This is a genomic window from Nostoc sp. ChiSLP03a (genome assembly GCF_034531215.2).
Lineage (GTDB): Bacteria > Cyanobacteriota > Cyanobacteriia > Cyanobacteriales > Nostocaceae > Nostoc.
Genome location: NZ_JAVRBQ020000115.1, coordinates 14,050 through 35,326, shown reverse-complemented (window position 1 = coordinate 35,326; position 21,277 = coordinate 14,050). Strand labels below are relative to the sequence as shown.

The 21,277-nt window shown below is 40.7% G+C and carries 20 protein-coding genes and 1 pseudogene; 14 read left to right on the top strand and 7 right to left on the bottom strand.

The features are described 5' to 3' along the window. The first annotated feature begins 530 nt into the window (after window positions 1–530). From RMY32_RS19405 to RMY32_RS19380, 6 genes and pseudogenes are all read left to right on the top strand, one after another. The gene (locus tag RMY32_RS19405) at window positions 531–1,247 is read left to right on the top strand and encodes a heme oxygenase (biliverdin-producing) (RefSeq protein WP_322708618.1); all 717 of its coding nucleotides are present in this window, start codon (window positions 531–533) and stop codon (window positions 1,245–1,247) included. Between the two features lie 172 nt (window positions 1,248–1,419). Beyond that, window positions 1,420–2,802, top strand: a complete 1,383-nt coding sequence (hemN, locus tag RMY32_RS19400; protein ID WP_322708617.1) for an oxygen-independent coproporphyrinogen III oxidase — start codon at window positions 1,420–1,422, stop codon at window positions 2,800–2,802. 578 nt (window positions 2,803–3,380) lie between these two features. After that, window positions 3,381–3,681: pseudogene (locus tag RMY32_RS19395) on the top strand (GlsB/YeaQ/YmgE family stress response membrane protein). A gap of 165 nt (window positions 3,682–3,846) precedes the next feature. Next, window positions 3,847–4,539, top strand: a complete 693-nt coding sequence (locus tag RMY32_RS19390; RefSeq protein WP_322708616.1) for a manganese catalase family protein — start codon at window positions 3,847–3,849, stop codon at window positions 4,537–4,539. Window positions 4,540–4,863: 324 nt separating this feature from the next. Then, window positions 4,864–5,604 carry a DUF3891 family protein gene (locus tag RMY32_RS19385; RefSeq protein ID WP_322708615.1) on the top strand — a complete coding sequence of 247 codons (741 nt, stop codon included), beginning with the start codon at window positions 4,864–4,866 and terminating at the stop codon, window positions 5,602–5,604. A 53-nt stretch (window positions 5,605–5,657) separates the two neighbouring features. Then, complete coding sequence (locus RMY32_RS19380) at window positions 5,658–5,786, top strand: hypothetical protein (protein WP_322708614.1); 129 nt, start codon at window positions 5,658–5,660, stop codon at window positions 5,784–5,786. Window positions 5,787–6,552: 766 nt separating this feature from the next. Here the strand turns inward: RMY32_RS19380 and RMY32_RS19375 are convergent. From RMY32_RS19375 to era, 3 genes are all read right to left on the bottom strand, one after another. Next, a complete protein-coding gene (locus tag RMY32_RS19375; RefSeq protein ID WP_322708613.1) occupies window positions 6,553–6,843 on the bottom strand; it encodes a hypothetical protein in 291 nt (96 codons plus the stop codon). Between the two features lie 164 nt (window positions 6,844–7,007). Further along, window positions 7,008–7,685: a response regulator transcription factor gene (locus RMY32_RS19370; protein WP_322708612.1), complete on the bottom strand. Its 678-nt coding sequence runs from the start codon at window positions 7,683–7,685 to the stop codon at window positions 7,008–7,010. A 123-nt stretch (window positions 7,686–7,808) separates the two neighbouring features. Continuing rightward, window positions 7,809–8,783, bottom strand: a complete 975-nt coding sequence (gene era, locus RMY32_RS19365) for a GTPase Era (protein ID WP_322708611.1) — start codon at window positions 8,781–8,783, stop codon at window positions 7,809–7,811. A 428-nt stretch (window positions 8,784–9,211) separates the two neighbouring features. Here era and RMY32_RS19360 point away from each other — a divergent pair, with 428 nt between their 5' ends. After that, window positions 9,212–10,294: an ATP-dependent 6-phosphofructokinase gene (locus tag RMY32_RS19360; protein ID WP_322698044.1), complete on the top strand. Its 1,083-nt coding sequence runs from the start codon at window positions 9,212–9,214 to the stop codon at window positions 10,292–10,294. A 171-nt stretch (window positions 10,295–10,465) separates the two neighbouring features. Here the strand turns inward: RMY32_RS19360 and RMY32_RS19355 are convergent, their stop codons facing one another. Together RMY32_RS19355 and RMY32_RS19350 are read right to left on the bottom strand one after the other, a co-directional pair. Further along, window positions 10,466–11,593: a succinylglutamate desuccinylase/aspartoacylase family protein gene (locus RMY32_RS19355; RefSeq protein ID WP_322708610.1), complete on the bottom strand. Its 1,128-nt coding sequence runs from the start codon at window positions 11,591–11,593 to the stop codon at window positions 10,466–10,468. A gap of 228 nt (window positions 11,594–11,821) precedes the next feature. Continuing rightward, window positions 11,822–13,816, bottom strand: a complete 1,995-nt coding sequence (locus RMY32_RS19350) for an MASE1 domain-containing protein (protein ID WP_322708609.1) — start codon at window positions 13,814–13,816, stop codon at window positions 11,822–11,824. A gap of 384 nt (window positions 13,817–14,200) precedes the next feature. Between RMY32_RS19350 and RMY32_RS19345 the strand changes: the two genes are divergently transcribed. Then, complete coding sequence (locus RMY32_RS19345; RefSeq protein ID WP_322708608.1) at window positions 14,201–17,836, top strand: tetratricopeptide repeat protein; 3,636 nt, start codon at window positions 14,201–14,203, stop codon at window positions 17,834–17,836. Here RMY32_RS19345 and RMY32_RS19340 read toward each other — a convergent pair. Beyond that, on the bottom strand, window positions 17,833–18,120 hold the full coding sequence (locus RMY32_RS19340) for a hypothetical protein (RefSeq protein WP_409883460.1): 288 nt from the start codon (window positions 18,118–18,120) through the stop codon (window positions 17,833–17,835). The genes RMY32_RS19345 and RMY32_RS19340 overlap by 4 nt on opposite strands. Window positions 18,121–18,159: 39 nt before the next feature. On the opposite strand from RMY32_RS19340, the gene RMY32_RS19335 reads away from it, so the two are divergent. From RMY32_RS19335 to RMY32_RS19310, 6 genes are read left to right on the top strand one after another with little or no spacing between them, the layout of a single operon-like run. After that, on the top strand, window positions 18,160–18,348 hold the full coding sequence (locus tag RMY32_RS19335; RefSeq protein WP_322708606.1) for a hypothetical protein: 189 nt from the start codon (window positions 18,160–18,162) through the stop codon (window positions 18,346–18,348). A gap of 47 nt (window positions 18,349–18,395) precedes the next feature. Next, window positions 18,396–18,686 carry a hypothetical protein gene (locus tag RMY32_RS19330; RefSeq protein ID WP_409883458.1) on the top strand — a complete coding sequence of 97 codons (291 nt, stop codon included), beginning with the start codon at window positions 18,396–18,398 and terminating at the stop codon, window positions 18,684–18,686. Then, complete coding sequence (locus tag RMY32_RS19325) at window positions 18,683–18,853, top strand: type II toxin-antitoxin system VapC family toxin (protein WP_409883456.1); 171 nt, start codon at window positions 18,683–18,685, stop codon at window positions 18,851–18,853. The genes RMY32_RS19330 and RMY32_RS19325 overlap by 4 nt, the downstream gene beginning before the upstream one ends. Then, window positions 18,819–19,106: a PIN domain-containing protein gene (locus RMY32_RS19320; RefSeq protein WP_409883454.1), complete on the top strand. Its 288-nt coding sequence runs from the start codon at window positions 18,819–18,821 to the stop codon at window positions 19,104–19,106. The genes RMY32_RS19325 and RMY32_RS19320 overlap by 35 nt, the downstream gene beginning before the upstream one ends. Window positions 19,107–19,130: 24 nt before the next feature. Then, window positions 19,131–19,583: a retroviral-like aspartic protease family protein gene (locus RMY32_RS19315; RefSeq protein ID WP_322708603.1), complete on the top strand. Its 453-nt coding sequence runs from the start codon at window positions 19,131–19,133 to the stop codon at window positions 19,581–19,583. A 1-nt stretch (window position 19,584) separates the two neighbouring features. Next, window positions 19,585–20,016, top strand: a complete 432-nt coding sequence (locus tag RMY32_RS19310; RefSeq protein WP_322708602.1) for a hypothetical protein — start codon at window positions 19,585–19,587, stop codon at window positions 20,014–20,016. 62 nt (window positions 20,017–20,078) lie between these two features. Here the strand turns inward: RMY32_RS19310 and RMY32_RS19305 are convergent, their stop codons facing one another. Further along, window positions 20,079–20,717 (bottom strand): histidine phosphatase family protein, encoded by a 639-nt coding sequence (locus tag RMY32_RS19305; RefSeq protein WP_322708601.1) that lies wholly within the window; start codon window positions 20,715–20,717, stop codon window positions 20,079–20,081. Window positions 20,718–21,277: the final 560 nt, after the last annotated feature.

Below are 21,277 nucleotides of genomic sequence, written 5' to 3'. Positions count from 1 at the left end.
GGGGACTTTGATTCCGGTTCCCCCCTTTTTAAGGGGAGCCAGCGCGGTCTTGGGGGTTTCCCCCATGAGCGACTGGCGTGGGCTAGGGGGATCAAGCGAAATATTTAATACTTCTCAGACATCCTCTGAGAACAGGCGAATCCAGGCTTTGAGTTTTTGTTGTTCGTAGACATCAGTTAAATTATTGAGAGTAAATTGTAAGAAATAAACTCATTACCCGTTGTTTCAGAAGAGTTTAAATGCCTATTCCACAATCAGTTTTGTTACTACTTAACTGGAATGTGTCTGAATACAAACATCATAAAAACATAAATAAATATTAATATCTTAATAGTTATATATAAGTTAAGAGTTAAATAATCTTAGGAGAAATAAAAATACCTGGGATTTGCATCGGCAGTTGTATTTGCCAGATAGAGTGATGCAGATCCTCTCTAAACCTAAAATAACAATTTTTTAGCTGGTCGTGGCAAACATCGTGAGTCGATGACTGCCCAGAAACCTTGCGTTTGAACATGAAGGGAGCAACAATGAGTAGTAATCTAGCCATCAAACTGCGCTCTGGAACTCAACAAGCCCACACCTCAGCAGAAAATGTGGCATTCATGAAATGTTTTTTGCAAGGAGTTGTGGATAGAAACTGCTTCGCAAAGTTCTTAAGCAACTTGTATTACGTCTACAGCGAACTAGAGGCGGCATTAAAGAGCCATAGAGAGCATCCTGTGATTAGTGCGGTTTACTTTCCTGAACTTAATCGCCAATCCTCACTTGAAAAAGACATGGTGTTCTATTATGGGGATAATTGGAGAGAGCAAGTTACAGCCTCACCTGCTGCCCAGAGCTACATTGAGCGCATTCGGGAAATTTCTACTAGTGAACCAACCTTATTGCTAGGTCATGCCTACACTCGCTACATGGGCGATCTTTCTGGGGGTCAAATGCTACAAAAAGTTGCTCAGTCAGCCCTAAAGCTTTCTGGCTATGAAGGCACATCCTTTTACAACTTTGAGCAAATTCCTGACAAAAAGGCATTTAAGGATAAGTATCGTCAGGCATTAAATGCATTACCCGTTGATGATATAACAGCAGAACGGATTGTTGCAGAAGCTAATAATGCCTTTGGGTTCAATTTAAAGATGGCTCAAGAGTTAGAGGGAAGTTTAATTAAAGCACTCGGTCAAGTTCTTTTTAATAGCCTCACTCGTTCTCAAAATTCAGGTAGCACTGAAATAGCTGCGGCTAATTAATTTTGTCATTTGTCATTTGTCATTTGTCATTTGTCATTGGTTATTTGTCATTTGTCATTGTGCACAAGAGGCAAAGGGAAAAACTTACTGTATACTTCTCCCCTGCTCCCCTGCCTCCCCTGCTCCCCTGCTCCCTATTAATTACTCCCTTCATTTATTGGAAAGCAACTCAATGGTTTTTCTATTACCTGGTGTTAAGTTCGATCTGGATCTGATTCAAAAGTACGATACTCGCGCACCTAGATATACCAGTTACCCGCCCGCTACAGAGTTAAGCGAAACATTCACTGAAACTGATTTTAAGGCCGCGATCGCCGCCTCGAATCAACGCAAAACCCCTATGAGTTTGTATTTCCATATCCCTTTTTGCCAAAGTGCTTGCTACTTCTGCGGCTGTAATACAGTAATTTCCAACAACAAGAATATTGCTAAACCCTACGTGGAGTCTTTGGTTCAAGACATTAAAAACACCGCAGCTTTAATCGATTCCGATAGAAAAGTGCTGCAAATCCACTGGGGAGGTGGTACTCCTAATTATTTGGAGCGTCACCAAGTAGAATTTTTATGGAAAAATATCAATCGCTATTTCAACATCGATCCCCAAGCAGAAATCTCAATTGAGATTAATCCCCGCTATATCGATAAAAACTACATTTTCTTTCTGAGACAGATTGGATTTAACCGCATTAGTTTTGGCATTCAGGATTTTAATCGCCAAGTTCAAGTAGCTGTCAATCGTGTCCAGCCAGAAGAAATGCTCTTTGATGTCATGAGTTGGATCAAAGAAGCTAAGTTTGAAAGTGTGAATGTAGACCTAATTTATGGTTTACCTTATCAAACACGTGAGACATTTCAAGAAACGCTGAAAAAAACGATTGAATTAGATCCTGACCGAATTGTTGTCTTTAATTTTGCTTATGTGCCGTGGCTAAAACCGACGCAAAAAAATATTCCTCAAGAGGCGCTACCGCCAGCACAGGAAAAGTTAGAGATTCTGAAAATGACCATTGAAGAATTGACGAATAACCAATATCTATTTATTGGGATGGATCATTTCGCTAAAACTAATGATGAACTAGCGATCGCTCAACGCAATGGTTCTCTTAAACGCAATTTTCAGGGCTATACTACCCACGCCGAGACAGAATTATTTGGTTTTGGTGCAACATCTATCAGTATGTTAGAAGATGCTTATGCTCAAAACCACAAGGAGTTAAAAGATTATTATCAAACACTGGCAGCAGGTAGTTTACCTGTTAGCAAAGGTATCAAACTCACTCAGAATGATATTATTCGACGAGATGTGATTATGGGTATTATGTCTCATTTTAAGCTTCATAAGCAAGATATTGAAAACAAATATCATATCAGTTTTGATGAATATTTTTCTGAGGAACTAGAGGCGTTAAAACCACTAGAAGCCGATGGTCTAGTCAGTTTATCAAAAAATCAGATTCAGATTACCGACATCGGGAGATTACTAGTAAGAAATATTGCCGTTATCTTTGATACTCATACAAAAACGCGAGAGACAAAGTTTTCTCGAGCTATTTGATATCGCTTCTGCAAGTATTTACCACATATTATCTCCTCAATCTACCTTAAAAATAAAAATTGAGGGGATATTATTAAGACTATAGCAATCCGATTTTATTTTTGAACTTATTTGTGTGGTGCATGAAGCGCAGCGCAAGCGCGATCGGCAGTCAAAAAACAATTGGAATAAAGTTATTAAATAAAAAATTCCAACAAAAAACGTAGTTATTTATATTTATTTATGACAAAATTCTCAACAATATTGTGAATAAATATTTTTCATACATCCCCAAAAAGTTAGATGCAAATGTTATGCCTTAAGGTAGAGATAAAATAGAGTAGATTGATTAGTCAATAAAAAGTTAGTTTTAGGGATAATAATTATGTCCATAACTAGATGTTTTTAATGACTTCTAACTTAAATGTGCAAACACTTTTATTTAAAATTAAGATATAGAAAACGCGAATTCTCATTAAATCTGAAATATAAGTATTGTGTATAACTTTTGGATTTAACATTTACCCCATCTGGTAGAAATAATTTGTAATTAGAGTTGATAGCTTAGATATTAAGTGAGTGAGATTGTTGAGGCGGTTATGAGTATTATTGCTTGGATAGTTTTAGGACTTTTGGCAGGTGCGATGCCTACGGCGGGCTTACGCCTACGCTAAAGCTATTTATCCTGCTTCTCAAGGCGGCGGAATTCTCTCCACAATGATTTTGGGTATCATTGGTGCTTTCGTCGGTGGAACTTTATTTACCTTGTTAAGAACAGGAACTCTGCAAATTACTGCGGCTGGCGCTGGTTTAACTCTTCCTGGTATATTAGTGGCTATGCTTGGTGCAATTGTTGCTATTTATCTATGGGGATTAATCAGAAAAAGCAGCAATGCATAATCGCTGATTGGCAGTTATCAACCCTGAGATAACTACTGAAATTTTTCAATCTTTTAGTTCACCAGTTTAAGAAGCTAAAAAACATCAAATTAGCTCTATCTGGAAAAAGACTAAAAGATAAATCAATTCATTCTGAAACATCATAACCTTGGGAAGTGTAAATCTATGTTTTTCCACAAAAAAGAGCCTATTCATGCAGTTAACGTAAGTGAACCAAACCCCCGTTTTGCTCAATTGTTACTAGAGCAGTTTGGTGGAGCTACTGGAGAACTTAGTGCAGCACTTCAATATTGGGTTCAATCATTCCATGTCGAAAATGCTGGCATTAAAGACATGCTCCAAGACATTGCAATTGAGGAATTCAGCCATTTAGAAATGGTTGGTAAACTCATTGAGGCTCATACTAAAAATGTAGATCAAACAGAGGCTTACAAGAGTACTCTTTTTGCCGTCCGAGGAATTGGACCTCATTTTTTAGATAGCCAAGGTAATGCTTGGACTGCAAATTACTTGAATGAAGGTGGAGATGTAGTGCGTGATTTAAGAGCTAATGTTGCAGCTGAAGCTGGCGCTCGTCAGACTTACGAAGAATTGATTAAGTTGGCAACCGATAAAGGAACCCAAGAGACTTTAGTCCATCTGTTAACACGAGAAATTTCTCATACTCAGATGTTTATGAAAGCTCTAGATTCGCTAGGTAAGTTGACAGATCCATTCTTTGGTAATATTAAGCCAGATGAAACTGTTGCTCTTTATTACAACCTGTCTACAAACGGAAATAGTCAAGATGAGCGTGGCCCTTGGAATTCTGAGCCAACATTCAAATACATTGCTAATCCGCTAGAAAGCCACTCTTAATTGCATAGCTTGATTTTGAGTAAAGAGATGATTGGGAGATTATAAAAAAATCCCACTCAAAAAGTAAAGTCGCTTATTTGCTCACCTGATTTAGCAAATTTTAGGCTGTTTCACTACATCTAGCAGGCAAAAATATTCCCGACTTTTCTAATAAGTCGGGAATTTTCGCTGAGTATTTGGCTATTACACCAATTAAAAATAGCTATAGCTATAGCTATAAATATTCAGAAACACTGAAAAATTCCTAGCGATCGCTTCTTCAATTTCTACCTCGATATTTCTGACTTGAGAAATTAATTCAACTAAAACTCCGGAGATTAACTTGTGATTGTCAACGCTACATCAAATGGTTGGGAAGTCATTTATCATCGTGCCCATGCTTTATTAGCAGCTGAACTGGCTGGACAATGGCGATGTAAAGATGCTCCAGTAAGATTATATGAAACAATAGCTGCAATTTCTCATCACGACGATCTAGAAAAAGAGTGGGAAGAAGATATTCTAAGTGAAGCGGGTGCGCCAAAGGACTTCATGCTTTCCACAAATGCCGATTTAGATGCAGGTGTCGATAAATTGGCTAATTTGGCAAAGAATGCCCTTTACCGTGGACGATGGGTAGCTCTATTAATTTCCATGCACATCAGCTGTTTAAATGAGCCAAGCCGGGGTAAGTCTTCAAAATTAGACAAACTTTTAGACGAGCAACTTCAAAATCAGCAACGTTGGCGCAAAGAATTGGGCATCAAAAAGGAGGAAGTTGATGCAGCTTATGCATTTATGCAATGGTGCGATCGCCTTTCGCTTATTCTTTGTCAGCAAAAACTACCTGAAGATGAGCGGTTTTTAGAAATTAGCAAGGGCCCTGAAGGTGAGCGCTATGACATCATGCAGCGCAGTGATAACTTGGTTGTTGTCAAACCCTGGCCCTTCCAAGAGGAGAAATTCACGGTCAGCATCGAAGCTTGCGACCTCTCTGAGGTAAAATTTCAGAGTAGCACCGAATTAACTCAAGCGCTACAACAAGCCCCAATCAAGGTACTAGAGTGGAAATTTGTTAAGAGTTAGATGCATAAAGCTTACAGCTATTTTGCTGAAAATAGCTGTAAGAAAACTAGGTTATGCGATCGCACTTTTGTGTCAAATCCCTACATATTTTGGCAATGATTACGGCTATTACAGGGGGTCATAGTGTGGATATAACCCAAGCTGTTGAAATGCAAAAAGTCGCGATCGCATTTAGCCCTTAAGGCGTGAAGTCAGTTTTAATTATTCTAATTTTTATCTAAAGATGTAGTTTTAAGGCAGATTCTTATTACTTATGATAGTTTCTTTAAATCATTGGGATCGGTGAAAGTAAATATACTTAATAACTGAGGTTCAAAGCATGGACTCAACAGGTAAGGTTCAAACTGTGGACTCGTCCTGGTCTCTTCCACTGCCGTTGAAAGAGTATGCAATGAGCCGAGTAACTGTCTACTATTATAGCGACAGATGGGTTCCAATCAAATATTGTTCTTTGGAAAAGGCAATTTTGCTTCACCAAAAGGCAAGTTTAGAAAGCAAGGAAATTTTTTTATTTCCTGCTAATGTAGACCCTAATCAATTCTCAAACTCTTTTAACTAAAATGCATTGAGGTAGACTATCTTTCCAACATCTTGGCAACAAATTAATCAGCTATAGAGGCGTACATATATATGTACGCCTATAATTGTAAATTAAGTTTGAAATGTGTGCCAACTTGAAAGCCAAAGGTGTGGCATCGCCATAAAATACAACTGCATTAGGTGGTCTAAGAGGATGAATGAACAAGTATTTTTGGTAATATTTAAGTATCAGAAACCTAACCCCCCTAGCCCCCCTTCCCTACAAGGGAATGGGGGTTTCAAAGCCTCTATGCGCTTGCCTAACGGCAGGCTGACGCCAACGGAGAGAAGTTTTGAAAGGGGTTTATAGTATACTTTGCAACTTTTCAAACAACCTCTAAAGGCTGTATTTACATCTCGTTAAAGATATTACTGCTTAGTGCTACGATTGCTAAGTCCAAATATATACACAATAAAAGTTGTTTGAGCTACTAAGATTCCTAGCGCTGTACCTCCAAGTGCTACTTGAGCTTGAAAACTTCCAAGTTCATCAAGCTTTCGATTTTCAATACTTACTCTAGGTTGTAGATTGAGTTGCCATCTTGCTGCTTCTGAGTTGGCGAGTAAACTCAGAGGTAGACTGAGAATATAGCCCAGAATCGTAAATCCTAAAGCTGTAGGAATAGTCAGCTTCAAGTTTTGAAATAGTAATGAGCGCATGGAACAAAAAATTAGCTAACTTTAAAAGTCTTACAACTATTTGAATAGTTATAAATATACCCAAAGGTTGGCATTTAGTATTTTGAAAGTTACATACAGAGTACGAATCGCTATGCACACCGATCCAGATATTCAGTAGTAAAGATATTGGATTGCTTCGGATATTAAACCAACCCAGAACGCAGTGCCACAACTGCTGCTTGCACGCGATCGTCTACTGCTAATTTATTCATAATCCCTCGGACGTGAGTTTTGATGGTGTTGGGACTGAGATAGAGTTTTTCGGCAATTTCTGGGTTGCTCAACCCGTCTACCATCAGCTTTAATACTTCTAACTCGCGCCCAGATAAGTTGGCGGTGTTGGTGGTGGGTGAAGGCGGTTTGAGATTGTCAATTACTCGCCGCGCAATTTGGGGATCGAGATAGGCTGCACCATCAACTGCGGCTGCGATCGCACTTAACAATCTTTCCACACTTGCACCTTTGATACAATATGCATCTGCACCGCTAGACAATGCCGCAATAATTTCTGTCTCCGTTTGATGAGATGTCAGCATCACTACATGAGTTGCTGGCAGTGCCGCCTTAATTTGCTGTGTCGCGGCAATGCCATCTAATCGCGGCAACCCAATATCCATAACCACCAAATCAGGTTTCAGTTGCAGTGCGGCTTGAACTCCCAAATAACCATCTTCAGCTTGTCCAACAATCTCCAACTGAGGATGAGCCATTAACGATTGCTCTAATCCCAATTGCATCATCGGATCGTCTTCGACAATTAACACGCGCAAGGGCGGAGCATTGACAGGTAAATTTAAGGGATAGCGAGTTTCTAAAGACATTTTTATTAATTATTTGTCATTTGTCCTTTGTCATTTGTCATTTGTTATTGAGTATGAGTCATTCTCTTTGTACCCCAATGCCCCATACCCCATGCCCAATGCCCCATGCCCCATGCCCAATTATTATTCTTCCACGCGATAGCCTAACTCTGCTAAACTAATCCGCGACTGTCGCCATTTTGGCTGGACTTTCACAAACAATTCTAGATAAACTTTGCCAGCGATTAATTTTTGAATTTGTTCGCGAGCTTCACTACCAATTGCTTTGAGCATTGCTCCACCTTTGCCGATGAGTATGCCTTTTTGGGAATCACGCTCGACGTTGATAGTAGCAAGTACGCGGGTAATGCTGGGAGTTTCTTCTACTAAGTCAATAGCGATCGCTACTGAATGGGGTACTTCTTCACGAGTCAATAATAAAATTTGTTCTCGGATCAATTCACCCATAATAAAGCGTTCTGGCTGGTCAGTTACCAAGTCTGGAGGATAATATAATGGCCCAATTTCTAAATGTTTAATTAATAATTCTTGAAGTTGCGGTAATCCGCTACTAGTCTTGGCAGAAAATTTCACGATTTCCCATTCATGGGATTGGGCCATTTGGGCGTAACTATCATCTAGAAACTGCGAATCAGCCGATTGTTGGTCGGTTTTGTTCATACCCAGAATTACTGGTGTTTTGCTGCGACTAAGCAATTCGGCAATGTAGCGATCGCCCGATCCACAAGCCACAGATCCATCTACCACAAATAAGACTACATCTACCGATTCAATGGCAATTTTGGCATTTTGCACCAAGACTTCGCCCAATTGATGATGGGGCTTATGAATTCCTGGTGTATCTACAAATATTAACTGCGCTTCTGGTGTAGTTAATACACCGCGCAAACGGTTACGTGTAGTTTGTGCTACTGGTGATGTAATGGCAATTTTCTGTCCTACTAACTGATTCATCAAAGTAGATTTACCGACATTTGGACGACCAACAATGCCGATAAAACCTGATTTAAACTCAGGAGGAGCCTGGGGGATTGTTACTTCTCCTGGAAAAGAGAAGTTGTAATTTTCAATACTAGTCACCTTTGGCTCCACCCTCATATTTGATAGCTGGGATAAATTGGTTTTTTCTTAGACACAAAATAGGCATAAAATTACCCTGGCATTTTTAGGGATTGCTTTTGCCGAGGTTTAATCTACTACTGGTTCTACACTTATATTTTACATCTGAGATCGCCTTAGTTATAGTATTCAGGATTCAGAATTTAGTAGTCAGAATTAAAAAAAAATAAACTCCAAGTTTACCTCATTTCATCGGCAATCATACCAAACCTACATAAATTATGACTTCTGGCTCAAGAGTTGCGGAATTTTTAGACTTTGTTTTGTTTTTAGATCCAAAAGAAACATAAAATTACTTTGGCATTAACAGGGAGGACTTTTGCTTAAGTTTAATCTGCTGCTAACTTTGGCTTAATTTTCATCGACTGCTTAACATATACATTTGGATCAAAATGTCAACAAAAAATGTGGGAGAACCCAAACGCATAGGAATTTTGACGAGTGGAGGTGATTGTTCTGGTTTAAATGCTGTGATTAGGGCTGTAGTAAATTGTGCTGTCAATACTTATGGCTGGGAGGTTTTGGGAATTCGTCAAGCGACTCTAGGATTAATGGCGCGTCCGCCACAATTCACCAAGCTGGAAGTCGATCGAGTTGACTCATTGTTAACTGCGGGTGGCACAATGTTGGGGACAACCAATAAAGGCGACCCTTTTGCTTTTCCAATGGCGGATGGAAGTTTATGCGATCGCTCCGAAGAAATTATTGCAGGCTATCATGAACTAGGTTTAGACGCTTTGATTGGTATTGGCGGCGATGGTAGCTTGGCAATTTTGCGTCGCCTAGCTCAACAAGGTGGTATTAATTTAGTAGGTATTCCCAAAACCATTGATAACGATATTGGCGTTACCGAACACGCCATCGGTTTTGATACAGCAGTAAATATTGCTACAGAAGCACTAGATCGGTTACATTTTACCGCTGCAAGTCATAGCCGAGTCATGATTTTGGAAGTAATGGGTCGTGATGCTGGACACATAGCAATAGCTGCGGGAATTGCGGGGGGAGCGAATGTAATTTTAATTCCCGAAATACCTTATACAGTTGAACACATTTGCCACAAAATCAAAGAACGCCAAGAAAAAGGCAAAAACTATTGTTTGATTATTGTTTCTGAAGCGGTTCGTACCCAAGGCGGCGAAAATGTGACAATTACCAATCGCTTAGGTCAATCTCGATATGGTGGAATTGGCGAATATTTAGCCGATGAAATTATTCAGCACATTGGTGTAGAAACGCGAGTCACAGTTTTAGGACACATTCAACGAGGTGGGACTGCTTCACCACTGGATAGATTAGTTGCAACAGCCTTTGGCGTAGCAGCAGTTAATCTGATTGCAGAGGGTAAATACGATCGCATGGTGACATGGCAAAATCGTCAAGTATTAAGTGTACCAATTACAGAAGCGATCGCTCAATATAGCGCTGTCGATCCCAATGGTACTTTAGTTAAAACTGCTCGTGGTATGAGTATTTATTTGGGAGACTGAATTCAGTGCTGAGTCAAGAGTGAGGAGTGAGGAGTGAGGAGTGAAGAGTTAAACAACTCTAAACTCCCAATGACAAATGACAAATAACAAATGACAAATGACCAATGACCAATGACCAATGACAAATGACAAATGACAAATGACAAATGACAAATGACAAATGACAAATGACTAACTAACAATTCCCAAGACAAATTCACCTTCATTCACAGCTTGATTTGTTGCGACATCATAAACTAATCCATCATGTTGACCGCAAACATCAATTACAGTAGGTAGTTGACCTTCTTTATTAAAACTGAGAATCTGATACAATTTTTCTCCAGCTTTTACAAAACTACCTAAAGCTATTCTCCATTGAATCATCCCACCTGCGATCGCATAATATTTTTTTCGGTTGCTGCTAGATGCAAAAGTCATCTCATGGATTTTTGTGTCACCTGATAAATCAGACATTTGGAGGACACCTTTTTGTGCTAAATAATTTTTTACACCCCGTACACCTTTAGCAACTGAATCAGGATTCATTTGCATTCCTGAGCCTAATTCTAGTGTCCAAGCTTCCACATCAAACTTGATTTCTCTACCCAACTCTTTAAAACAAGCTTCCAGCGCTAACCAAGGTTTGATAAAAGCTTCATCAAAAGCATCACCATCGTATTTATTAAGCAAGATTCCAAAATCGAGTAGAAAGTGTTTTGCACTGTCTTCTCGATTTCGGAAGTAATAAAGGTAGTCTAACGCTTGATTTGTAGAACTATGTAAATCAATTAAGTAGTCTGCATCTAAACTCAGGTTTTGTAACTTGTAGCCAAAAAGCTCAGTGTAGGGCACTGCACTAGGAGAATTAATTTTTTCTAAAATTTTCGCAAATTGTTGCTTAATTATAGTTAGATAGTTTTGTCGAACGACCTTTAGATCGATATGAAGTTGAGATTTAGTAAAAGCTACTAAATCATCAGCTTCTTTTTCGTAGTCCCAAAATATGCGATTCCAGTCTTTAGCTTCGTAAATGCAGTAACGTCCAGGGGAGAAGTGATGAGCGCGTTCATTCGTCCCCATTGGATTACAAACGGGAACTAGCCAAATTTCTCCAGTTAAATCTGTATCATTTATTGTTAAAAAAAACTCAATTAGCTGGTGAATAACGGCATTACCAGCAATTTCTGCACCGTGCAGATTAGATTGAATGTAAACCTTTTTACCAGGTTGAGCGCCGATGAATTTGTAAATTTGGAGAAAAAGGCGATCGCCCGAAGCCATTTGACGTAAAGGAATAGTCTCAATAACTGGCTGCATAAAACAACTCGGTGATGATTTGAGTAAATTATCGCTGTATCTGCACTAAAGTTGTCGGAAAATAAAATACAAGTGAAGCAATGATGTCTATCTACAATTGGGCTTTTCTTAAGCAGCTATCAAAAAGATTGGAATTTAACAACTAGCAACGCCGGTTAATTTGCACTCTACACCTGACTCACTGTAATTTATCTTTTTTTCTACCGCTTAGTGACAAAACAGGGTTACTCAAGCAATCCTCTTAGCTTTTACAGGAATCTCAATCACAAACTTGGTGCTTTGCCCCAGTGTGGAGTCACACCAAAGATTACCGCCATGCTTCTCGGTTACAATTTGATAGCTCATAAACAAACCCAGACCAGTGCCTTTACCAACGGGCTTGGTGGTGAAGAAAGGATCAAATAGTTTAGAGCAAATCTCTTCTGGAATGCCTACTCCATTGTCAGAAATCATAATCATCACTTGGTTTGTATCAATTTGACAAGTCTGAATCCAGATGGTATTGAGGTTGGCTGAAATGTCTTGGAAAGAACGCCCCTGATTAGATGCTTCTAATGCATCAACAGCATTGCTCAAAAGACTCATAAACACTTGATTAAGCGAACCAGCATCACATTCAATCAGTGGTAACTGACCATACTCTTTAATAACCTGGATCTGTGGGCGATGGGCTGTCGCTTGCAATCGATATTGCAAAATCACTAAGGTACTATCAATCCCTTGATGAATGTCTACCGCTTTCAATTCTGCTTCATCCAAGCGTGAGAAGTTCCGCAGCGATAACACAATAGTAGAGATGCGCTCAGTACCGATTTGCATAGACTCAAGCATCTTGGTTATATCTGACCGTAAAAAGTCCAGGTCAAGTTTATCCAATTCTGCGTGCAGGGCTTGAGGTGGATTTGGATAGTGCTGTTGGTAAGCTTGCAATGCTCTGAGCATATCTTGGATATACTCAGAAAGATAAATTAAGTTGCCATGAATGAAACTAACCGGGTTATTGATTTCATGGGCAACCCCTGCTACCATCTGTCCCAATGCAGACATTTTTTCACTGTGAAGCATCTGTAATTGAGTCTGTTTAAGCGTTTGTAGAGTTTGCTGAAGAGTCGTATTCTTTTCATTCAATTCTTCAGTTCTCTGCTGAACTCGAACTTCTAAAGTTTCGTTGGTTCTAGCTAATTCGGCAAAAGCTAAACGCAGCTTGGTTTGTGCTTGTGTTCGTTCTGCGATCGTCGCTGTCAGCACCAGAATTGTGAGTGTAATCACGCCAATAAACGATTGCAGTTGGATCAAAGATTGGTTGAGATCCTGACTCACAAAACCACCTTTGCCATTAACGGTTGCGATTACAGCGATCGCAGCCACAATAAAAGTGAACAGCGTTGCACCCGGTTGCCCCAGTCGAAAGGCAGACCAGATCAACATCGGAATCAACATATACTCCAAATGATATCCCCCACCAAAAGCAACTTTGCCGATGAGAATTACCAACCCCATCAAGATAACTGGCTCTACTACGATTAACCAGAATCTTAAACAGCGTAAGTCAGCTCTTAAATGTTGAATATAAGAGAGATTTTCACAATCCTCTGACGTTGAACTCAGGGATAACCATTGCCAGATTGGATGTTGGTTTTTTTGAATGAATTGCCCCCAACTAAGCAGAATCGGGGTGATAATAAAAATTCCCGAAACATTAGAAATCCACCAAGTTAACCAAACTGTCGCATACGCTGTCCAGGGAACTTTACCACTCAATGCCAAGCAAGCCACTCCAACAGTTGCATTGATGCTCGGCCCCACCATGCCGGTTAAAATCAAAAATTTGAACACGTCGGTGACACGTTCTAAAGGATAGCGAAGGTTGGTAGTTTTCCGCAGCAGGAAGCCACCCAACAAAGTCCCTAGAGTTGTTCCGATCGCAATTCCCAGAACTGGCAGTGTTGAAATCACCAAGGATAAGAAACTTGTTGAATCTCGGAACGCCCAGAAGTTGGCGAGAAATGAACCCAGCAAAACACCGTACCCGATCCAGTTCCCAAACAACAGCACAGCCCCAGCAGCAATTCCATCTGGGGGCCAAACTGGAGTCACATTCTGAGGTGTGGAGGCAAGATAACGTGAAATTTCAGCCATTTCATAGTAAGCGATCGCCAAAACAACAGTGCCTCCGATTTGCCTTAGCGCATGAGGGAATATAGGCGATTTTTGTTGAATCATCCGTTTAGTGGCTGCTTGATATCAAAGTTACTTGTCTTTACATAGAATGCCCTTTTCCCTTAAGGTCGGAACATAAAGCAGCCATAAAAGTAGTTTATAAATTCATAAAACAAGCAATTTGTCAAGCTGATTTTGTGTAAATGCCTTCTGCCTTACCCCCTACTCGTACTGAGTTAAAACCATAAAAACTGCTTATCCTCTCTGCGCCGACCGTTCGCGTAGCGTCTCCGACAGGAGAAGTTCAGATTGACGACAAGCTGTGTGTCTACTGCGGTTCGCCTTTGGCATTCCCGCAGGGTAGCCGCTCCGACTTCTCTGTGCGTTTATGCTTGAATTTCTCAACTTAAGCTAGCATCAATTTACCCAGTAACCAGCACAGCAGCAATGGCAACAAATTGGTTGCGAATCACCCATCAAGGCGAAACAATCCAACTTTCTTGGCAACGCGGATACGAAAATCCTCGCCTAGCCCCAGCAGTCCCTTTCCAACAACCCTTCGATGAAGAAAACGCGGCTGAATTGCGCTGGTATTTAGAAGATTATTTACAGTTTCCTTACGGAATTTTTCCAGATAACGCTGTAAAAATCGAACAAAAGTTACAGCACTGGGGACAACAGCTATTTGAGCTAGTATTTCGCAGCACAGAAAAAGGAAGAGAGTTTTTTCAAGAAGCTACACGGGAAGGACTCGATAAATGCGAACTGGGCATCATTTCCGATAACGCCAACGTGCTGAATTTACCTTGGGAATTGCTGTATTCCCCCGACTATCAATTTCTTGCACCTTCACTGGCGGGGATGTATCGCAGTCTCAGCACTCAGGGCGTAAAAGCACCATTGCCGCCAATGCCCGATGACCAACTGAATATTTTATTAGTTATTGCCCGTCCTGATGATGAGCAAGACGTAAATTTTAAAACCATTGCCCGTCCTTTGCTGGCGGCGTTGCAACCGATACGTCAGCGAGTCAACCTGAAAGTATTGCGTCCCCCTAGCTTGAAAGCGTTTGAAGCAGAACTCCAGGCAAATAAAGGTTTTTACCATATCGTCCATTTTGATGGACATGGAAATTTTGACAGCGATACTCAAGGAGTTTTAGTCTTTGAAGATGAGCAGGGAAACGAGCAACTTGTTAGTGCCAGAGAAATTGCCCAATATTTAACAGATTGTCGCGTGCCGATTTTTGTACTCAATGCTTGCAAATCTGGGCAAGTAGGCGAAGAAGCCTTTTCTTCTGTGGCGGGACAGTTGGTGAAATTGGGGGCAAAGGGTGTAGTAGCAATGGCGTATTCAGTTTACGCCAAAGGTGCAGAACACTTTGTTGGGCGGTTGTATGGGGAATTAGTCAGGGGAGAGTGTATCGCTACAGCAGTTGCAGCAGGGCGCAAGTCCATGTCTATAGAAAAAATGCGCCCCAGTCCGAAAGGAAATTTACCTTTACAAGATTGGCTTGTGCCGGTGCTGTATCAGCAGGAACCCTATACGCCTTTTGTTCCTCAAAAGACAGCACCCAGTTTTGCTGATTTGATGGCGCAAGCAGACAACATTTCAGAAAGCAGCAAAGCTGTAGGTTTACCTGATGAAAGCGCTTATGGTTTTATTGGGCGAGATTATGAGATTTTGCGTTTAGAGAGAGCATTTCGGCAAAATCATGTGGTGCTGGTGCAGGGAATGGGCGGCGTTGGGAAGACTGAGTTAGTCGCAGGTTTCGCCCGGTGGTTGGATGATACTCAAGGACGTACAGGCGGTATGTTCTTCACTTCCTTTGAACAGGGTGCGGGGTTGAGTCAGGTAATTAACGAAATTGGTAGGGCGTTGGGCGGTGAGAGATTTTCCCAAATGATGCTAGAACAGCAAGAGGCTGTGGTGCGGCAATATCTGCAAACTCATCCTTGTTTATTGATTTGGGATAACTTTGAACCTGTCAACGGTTTTCCTACGGGGAATGAACCATTATTGAGTGGAGAAGAGAGAAACAAGCTGAAGCGGTTTCTGAAGGAATTGCGGGGTGGAAAATCTTGGGTATTAATTACCAGTCGCCGCGAAGAACCTTGGTTAGATTGTGGGTATAGTTTAATCAACTTGCGGGGGTTGTCTCAAGCGGATGCCCAAGAGTTAGCCGCGAAGATTTTGCAAACGGTAGGTGTGGAGAGAAAGAACTTACCAGCAGAGTATTTGGAATTGTTGGAATTGTTGGGGGGACATCCCTTGTCTTTGCGGGTGGTGTTGCCGCATTTAAAAATGCAGACACCTATGCAGTTAATTGAGGCGCTGCGGCGGGGGTTGGATACTTTTAGGGGACAAGAGGAAGAAGGGAGAGAAAAATCTCTTACTGTGTCGTTGGATTATTCCTTTGCGAAGTTGTCGGAACGTACACGCCAACATTTACCATTTTTGGCGCTGTTTTCGGAACGGGTTAATGCAGATTGGCTGCATCTGTTTTCAGAAAGTGCTGATAATGAATTTGGGCAAGCTTATCGGGCGGTGTTTGGGGAAAACTTGCAAAAACCAGATTGGATGAGAATTCTCAATGAAGCCGCCGCCGCAGGTATTTTGGAATATTTGGGTTATGAGACTATCTACAAAATTCACGCTACATTACCTTGGTATTTGCGTCAGCAATTAAACATAATTAGCTCTCAGGCGGTGATTAACGAATTTGAAAAAAAGTTGCTGATTTTCTACGCTAATTTGGCGCGTAGCTGCTGCAAGCAACTCATCAGCAACACAGAACTAGCAACTTTTGTGCTACGAGTCGAAGAACCAAATCTGTTGCAAAATCTGCGCCTTGCCGAACAGCAGCAAGAATGGAATTGTGCTCATAACATTTTGTATACCTTGGGAGAAATGTATGAGCGCATTGGGCGGAAACCTGAATTTAAGTCACTGCGACAACGGGCGCTAAATCAAATTGGCATTTACTTGGCAGATGCAAAAGCAAAGGGTGAAGATGCTTTGGATTTCTGGATGTATCTGCGAGGTGTGGATGCAAATGAAGCACTGCTAAGTGCTAAATTGGCAGAAGCGAAAAAAGTTTATCAAGAAAATTTAGATGAATTGATCGCTTTAAATGACCCTTCAGTAAATGAAAAAATTGCTACTTATTATCAGCGTCTGGGTATTGTCGCTTATGAACAGAGGCAGTTTGATGTCGCTGTTGATTATTACCACATAGCCCTGAAGATTTTTGAAGATGCTGGGGATTTGTGCAATGCTGCTAAAGTATATCACGAGTTGGGCATGGTAGCCCAACAGCAACGGCAGTTTGATGTCGCTATTGATTACTACCACAAAGCCCTGAAGATTTTTGAAGATGCCGGGGATTTGTACAGTGCTGCTGGAGAATATCACCACCTGGGCATAGTAGCTTATGGGCAGAGGCAGTTTGATGTGGCTGTTGATTACTACTACAAAGCCCTGAAGATAAAAGAAAATGTTGGGAATTTGTACAGTGCTGTTAGTGACTATCACCAACTGGGCATGGTAGCCCAAAAGCAACGGCAGATTGATGTGGCTGTTGATTACTACAACAAGGCGCTGAAGATATGTGAAGATGCCGGGGATTTTTACAGTGCTGCTAGAGAATATCACCAACTGGGCACGGTAGCCGAAGAGCAACGGCAGTTTGATGCGGCAATTAACTATTATCAAAAAGCCTGGGAAATTTACGAGCAATTCCGCGATTGGTATTGGGCTTCACAAACATTGGGTAAATGGGGAAGGGTTTTAGAAGCTCAAGAAAATTACGCTGATGCTTTGCAAGTTTACATTCATGTTTTAGCCATTGACCTAGAGCATAATCAAGATTGGATTGGTTCAGATATCCATGATTTAGCCCGTATGCTCCAGCAGTTAGGTGAAAGCCAGTTTCAAACCATTTGGCGCGAGGTCAGGGGTGAAGAGTGCGCTGGAGGGTATCGCAAGGCAATCTGGATAGCGCGAAATAGGCTAGAAACAGAGTCGTGGGGTGCAGTGCAACGATTTATTGCCCATATCAAATCATTCATAAGTTTTATTTAAGCATTGCTAGCGATCGCATAAGCGTTTGCCACAAAAATCATCATTTTCATAACCAAAATCATCATTTTGGTCACGACAGGCTGGTTATTCAGAAGTGCGATGTCTACGGTCACTGAGCCTGTCCTGAGCGTAGCCGTTGGCGCAGCCGTTCGCGCAGCGTCTCGTAGAGAAGTGCGGGCTACACCTACGGAACATTTACAGCAGCAGTGTTCTATCCTAGAAACAAAAAGAGTAAAACTATGTAAGCCTACAAACTCAACGCCACAATTGATGAATCCGGGCATTTAATTATTGATGAACCTCTAAATATTGCTCCTGGAAAAGTGGAAGTGATTATTTTGCAGCCAGTTCCATCCTTGGAAACTTCTACTGAGCCACAGCCAGAAAAGCCGAGAAGAAAGTCTAAAGTCAAAGCATTTGAAGGTTTATTTGAAAATGCCCCACCGACACCACCAGACTTTGACCCAGACCAAGCTCGATGGGAAGCTTTAAAGGAGAAACATAATCTGTGAAATTGCGTAAAATATCATTTAATTATATGTAAATGGAAAAAGCCAATATGCAAGCCTACAAGCTCAACGCCACAATTGATGAATTCGGTCATTTAATTATTGACGAACCTCTTAATATTGCTCCTGGTACGGTAGAAGTGATTATTTTGCAGCCAGTTCCATCTTTAGAAAGTTCTACAGAAACTCAAACTCAGTCACAACCTGCAAAGCAAAAAAGAATAGTGGAATGCTCTATACCCATTTTGAAAGAATGGTTGGAAAGTACAGAGCCGACTCCTTCAGATTTTGACCCCGACCAAGCCAAATGGGAATATTTGAAGAAGAAACATAATCTGTGAGAGTCTTGCTAGACACTAATATAATTCTGGATTTTGCTCTTGAACGCCATCCCTTTTACAGCAATACTATACAAGTATTCTCATTTATTTATCAAAAACAAATAGAAGGTTATCTTTCTGCTTCTACTTTTAGTGACCTCTACTACATCATTCGGAAAAATAAATAAAAGTCGAGCATCTGCTCTATCCCTTTTAAATAGAATTGTAACCTTCTGTCAAGTCGCCACAGTAGACAGTGCCACAATCAACATGGCATTAACCACTAACTTTGCAGATTTTGAAGACGCCATTCAATACAGCACTGCGATACTCAATCATTTAGATGCTATTATTACTCGCAACCCTGGAGATTTTCCAGTTACTACTCCCCGAATTCTCACACCTCAACAATTAATTCAAGAATTAACAAATTCTCCATAGAGAATTTTTGAGGAGATAGAAATTATGGTAAATCTCAATACTTCCAATAATGCCAGCAATGATTCTATGGGTGCAGTTCGCATCAAAGTTAAACTAACAAATGCCATAGACGAAGCTCTTGTGAGTCGAGGAATGCTTAATCCCAATATGTTGCGGGTATATGAAACCGAAGCACTGGTGGATACTGGGGCTGTGCGTACAGTACTACCAATGCCGATTGTACAGCAGTTAGGTTTGAGAATTCGGGGTCAGCAGGTTGCAGAATACGCTAACGGCATGGAAGAATCTATCGGTGTGACGGAACCTGTAATTATAGAATTAGAAGGGCGAGAAACTACTGAAGCTACATTAGTGACAGGAAATACTGTGCTGATTGGGCAAACAGTACTGGAAACGCTCGATTTATTAGTAGATTGTAAGAATCAGCGACTTGTACCCAATCCTGAGCATCCCAATTATCCCGTACTAAGGATATAGCATGAATCTCCAATTAACCCCTGTCGAAATCCAAGAGTTTCAGCAACTTCTGCAAAACGAGACCCCAGCGCAACAAGCGCTTACTACTCTGCAACAACACAACGGCAATCTAGAAACCAGTTTTGATGCACTCTGGCAAGAGAAAGTCGGCAAAACAGATTATAGTCAGGGCAAAAAATCTCTCTTACAACTCACCCTCGACGAAATCCGCGCGGAAATCTGTGGTGATGATGGTTTACGGGGCAAAATCAAAGAATACACCAATAACCCTGGTAGTTCTTCTCTGCTCAATAGTATCATTGGCTCACTGGTAGCTGTTGCAGCAGTACATGGGATTCCAATTGATGGTGCGATCGCCACAATTGTCGTGTTATATATTTTAAAAATCGGAATAAATGTTTTGTGCAAATACACTGAGCCAGATAACAAATAACGAGCAAGGATAAAAATAATAACTCCTAACTCCTAACTTCTAACTTTTAACTCCTAACTTCCTCACGTCCCTGGTAAATTTCGCAACCGTTCATCCAAATGACTATGGTCTGCCAAAACCTTTAATAGCGGCCCATGCGAACTAAATTCTACAATACTCACCGAAGCCACAGGGCATCCCAAACGAAAACGGAAGCGTCCCACATCAACCCCTAGTAAACTACACAGAAGAATTCTAATGGTTGCCTTGTGTGAAACCACTAAAACATTTCCACTAGTGTAATTTTGTTTAATTTCTTCAATTACCTGCAAGGCGCGAGAAGCAATTGTGACAGCCATTTCTCCGCCAGTTGGAGCATTCCAAGCCGGATCTGCTGACCAGCGAATATAATCATCGTGATATTCACGGCTAATTACTTCTGGCGTTTTTCCTTCCCACAAGCCATAGTTAATTTCTTTCAAACCATCCCTAAGTTGTGGTTCTATCCCTATTGCTTCATACAAAGGTTTTGCTGTCTCCACAGTTCGCTGCATTGGACTGCAAAATATTGCTGTCCAATCCATAGAACTATATGTGTCTGCAAAAGCTTTTGCCATCTCCAAGCCTTCTGGAGTAAGTTCTGAATTTATAGAACCGCAAAAGGAATTATTGCGGCTGCATTCTGTTTGTCCGTGACGGAGGAAATAAAGAGTTAGGTTCACGGTATATTCTCATCGATTGTGAATTTAAGAGCGCTAACAATCAGATGTAGCTGAAGATAGTTAATGCCTGTGGTATATTACTACAATTTTTGATATTTGCAATGATTTTCAGATTGAGCAAAGTTGTCATAGCTACGCTCGTCGTAGACAGATTTGCAACTCAATCAGGTTTTTGTTGCTTATTGTGAACTGTATTGCTTTATAGTTTTAATAATTATAAAAAATAAATTAGAGCATTTTGCATCTAAATCAAATACATTCTTACCCCTTTTAATCCCCCCTTATAAAGGAGGAAACTTGAAATCTTGCTCCCTTCCCAATACATACGGGGAGGGGTGATTCAAGGATTTTTGCAAGAGGTCTATTAACTTGCAATCTGCTGTAAGAATAAATTAAACATAAATATAGAGACGTAATTAATTACGTCTCTATAAAATTTCTTTCAATCAAGCTACTCCTTTATCTTTCAACGCTTGCTAAGAATAGAATAAAGGTGCGTAGCATTGAATGTTTAGCATTTCGTAATTTTTTCTTGCAAAAATGGAATCCACCCCATTTAT

Coding starts and splice junctions, on each gene's coding strand:
- RMY32_RS19405 (WP_322708618.1), top strand. CDS start 531: ATGAGTAGTAATCTAGCCATCAAACTGCGCTCTGGAACTCAACAAGCC.
- hemN (WP_322708617.1), top strand. CDS start 1,420: ATGGTTTTTCTATTACCTGGTGTTAAGTTCGATCTGGATCTGATTCAA.
- RMY32_RS19390 (WP_322708616.1), top strand. CDS start 3,847: ATGTTTTTCCACAAAAAAGAGCCTATTCATGCAGTTAACGTAAGTGAA.
- RMY32_RS19380 (WP_322708614.1), top strand. CDS start 5,658: ATGCGATCGCACTTTTGTGTCAAATCCCTACATATTTTGGCAATGATT.
- RMY32_RS19375 (WP_322708613.1), bottom strand. CDS start 6,843: ATGCGCTCATTACTATTTCAAAACTTGAAGCTGACTATTCCTACAGCT.
- RMY32_RS19370 (WP_322708612.1), bottom strand. CDS start 7,685: ATGTCTTTAGAAACTCGCTATCCCTTAAATTTACCTGTCAATGCTCCG.
- era (WP_322708611.1), bottom strand. CDS start 8,783: ATGAGGGTGGAGCCAAAGGTGACTAGTATTGAAAATTACAACTTCTCT.
- RMY32_RS19355 (WP_322708610.1), bottom strand. CDS start 11,593: ATGCAGCCAGTTATTGAGACTATTCCTTTACGTCAAATGGCTTCGGGC.
- RMY32_RS19350 (WP_322708609.1), bottom strand. CDS start 13,816: ATGATTCAACAAAAATCGCCTATATTCCCTCATGCGCTAAGGCAAATC.
- RMY32_RS19345 (WP_322708608.1), top strand. CDS start 14,201: ATGGCAACAAATTGGTTGCGAATCACCCATCAAGGCGAAACAATCCAA.
- RMY32_RS19340 (WP_409883460.1), bottom strand. CDS start 18,120: ATGCCCGGATTCATCAATTGTGGCGTTGAGTTTGTAGGCTTACATAGT.
- RMY32_RS19330 (WP_409883458.1), top strand. CDS start 18,396: ATGCAAGCCTACAAGCTCAACGCCACAATTGATGAATTCGGTCATTTA.
- RMY32_RS19315 (WP_322708603.1), top strand. CDS start 19,131: ATGGTAAATCTCAATACTTCCAATAATGCCAGCAATGATTCTATGGGT.
- RMY32_RS19310 (WP_322708602.1), top strand. CDS start 19,585: ATGAATCTCCAATTAACCCCTGTCGAAATCCAAGAGTTTCAGCAACTT.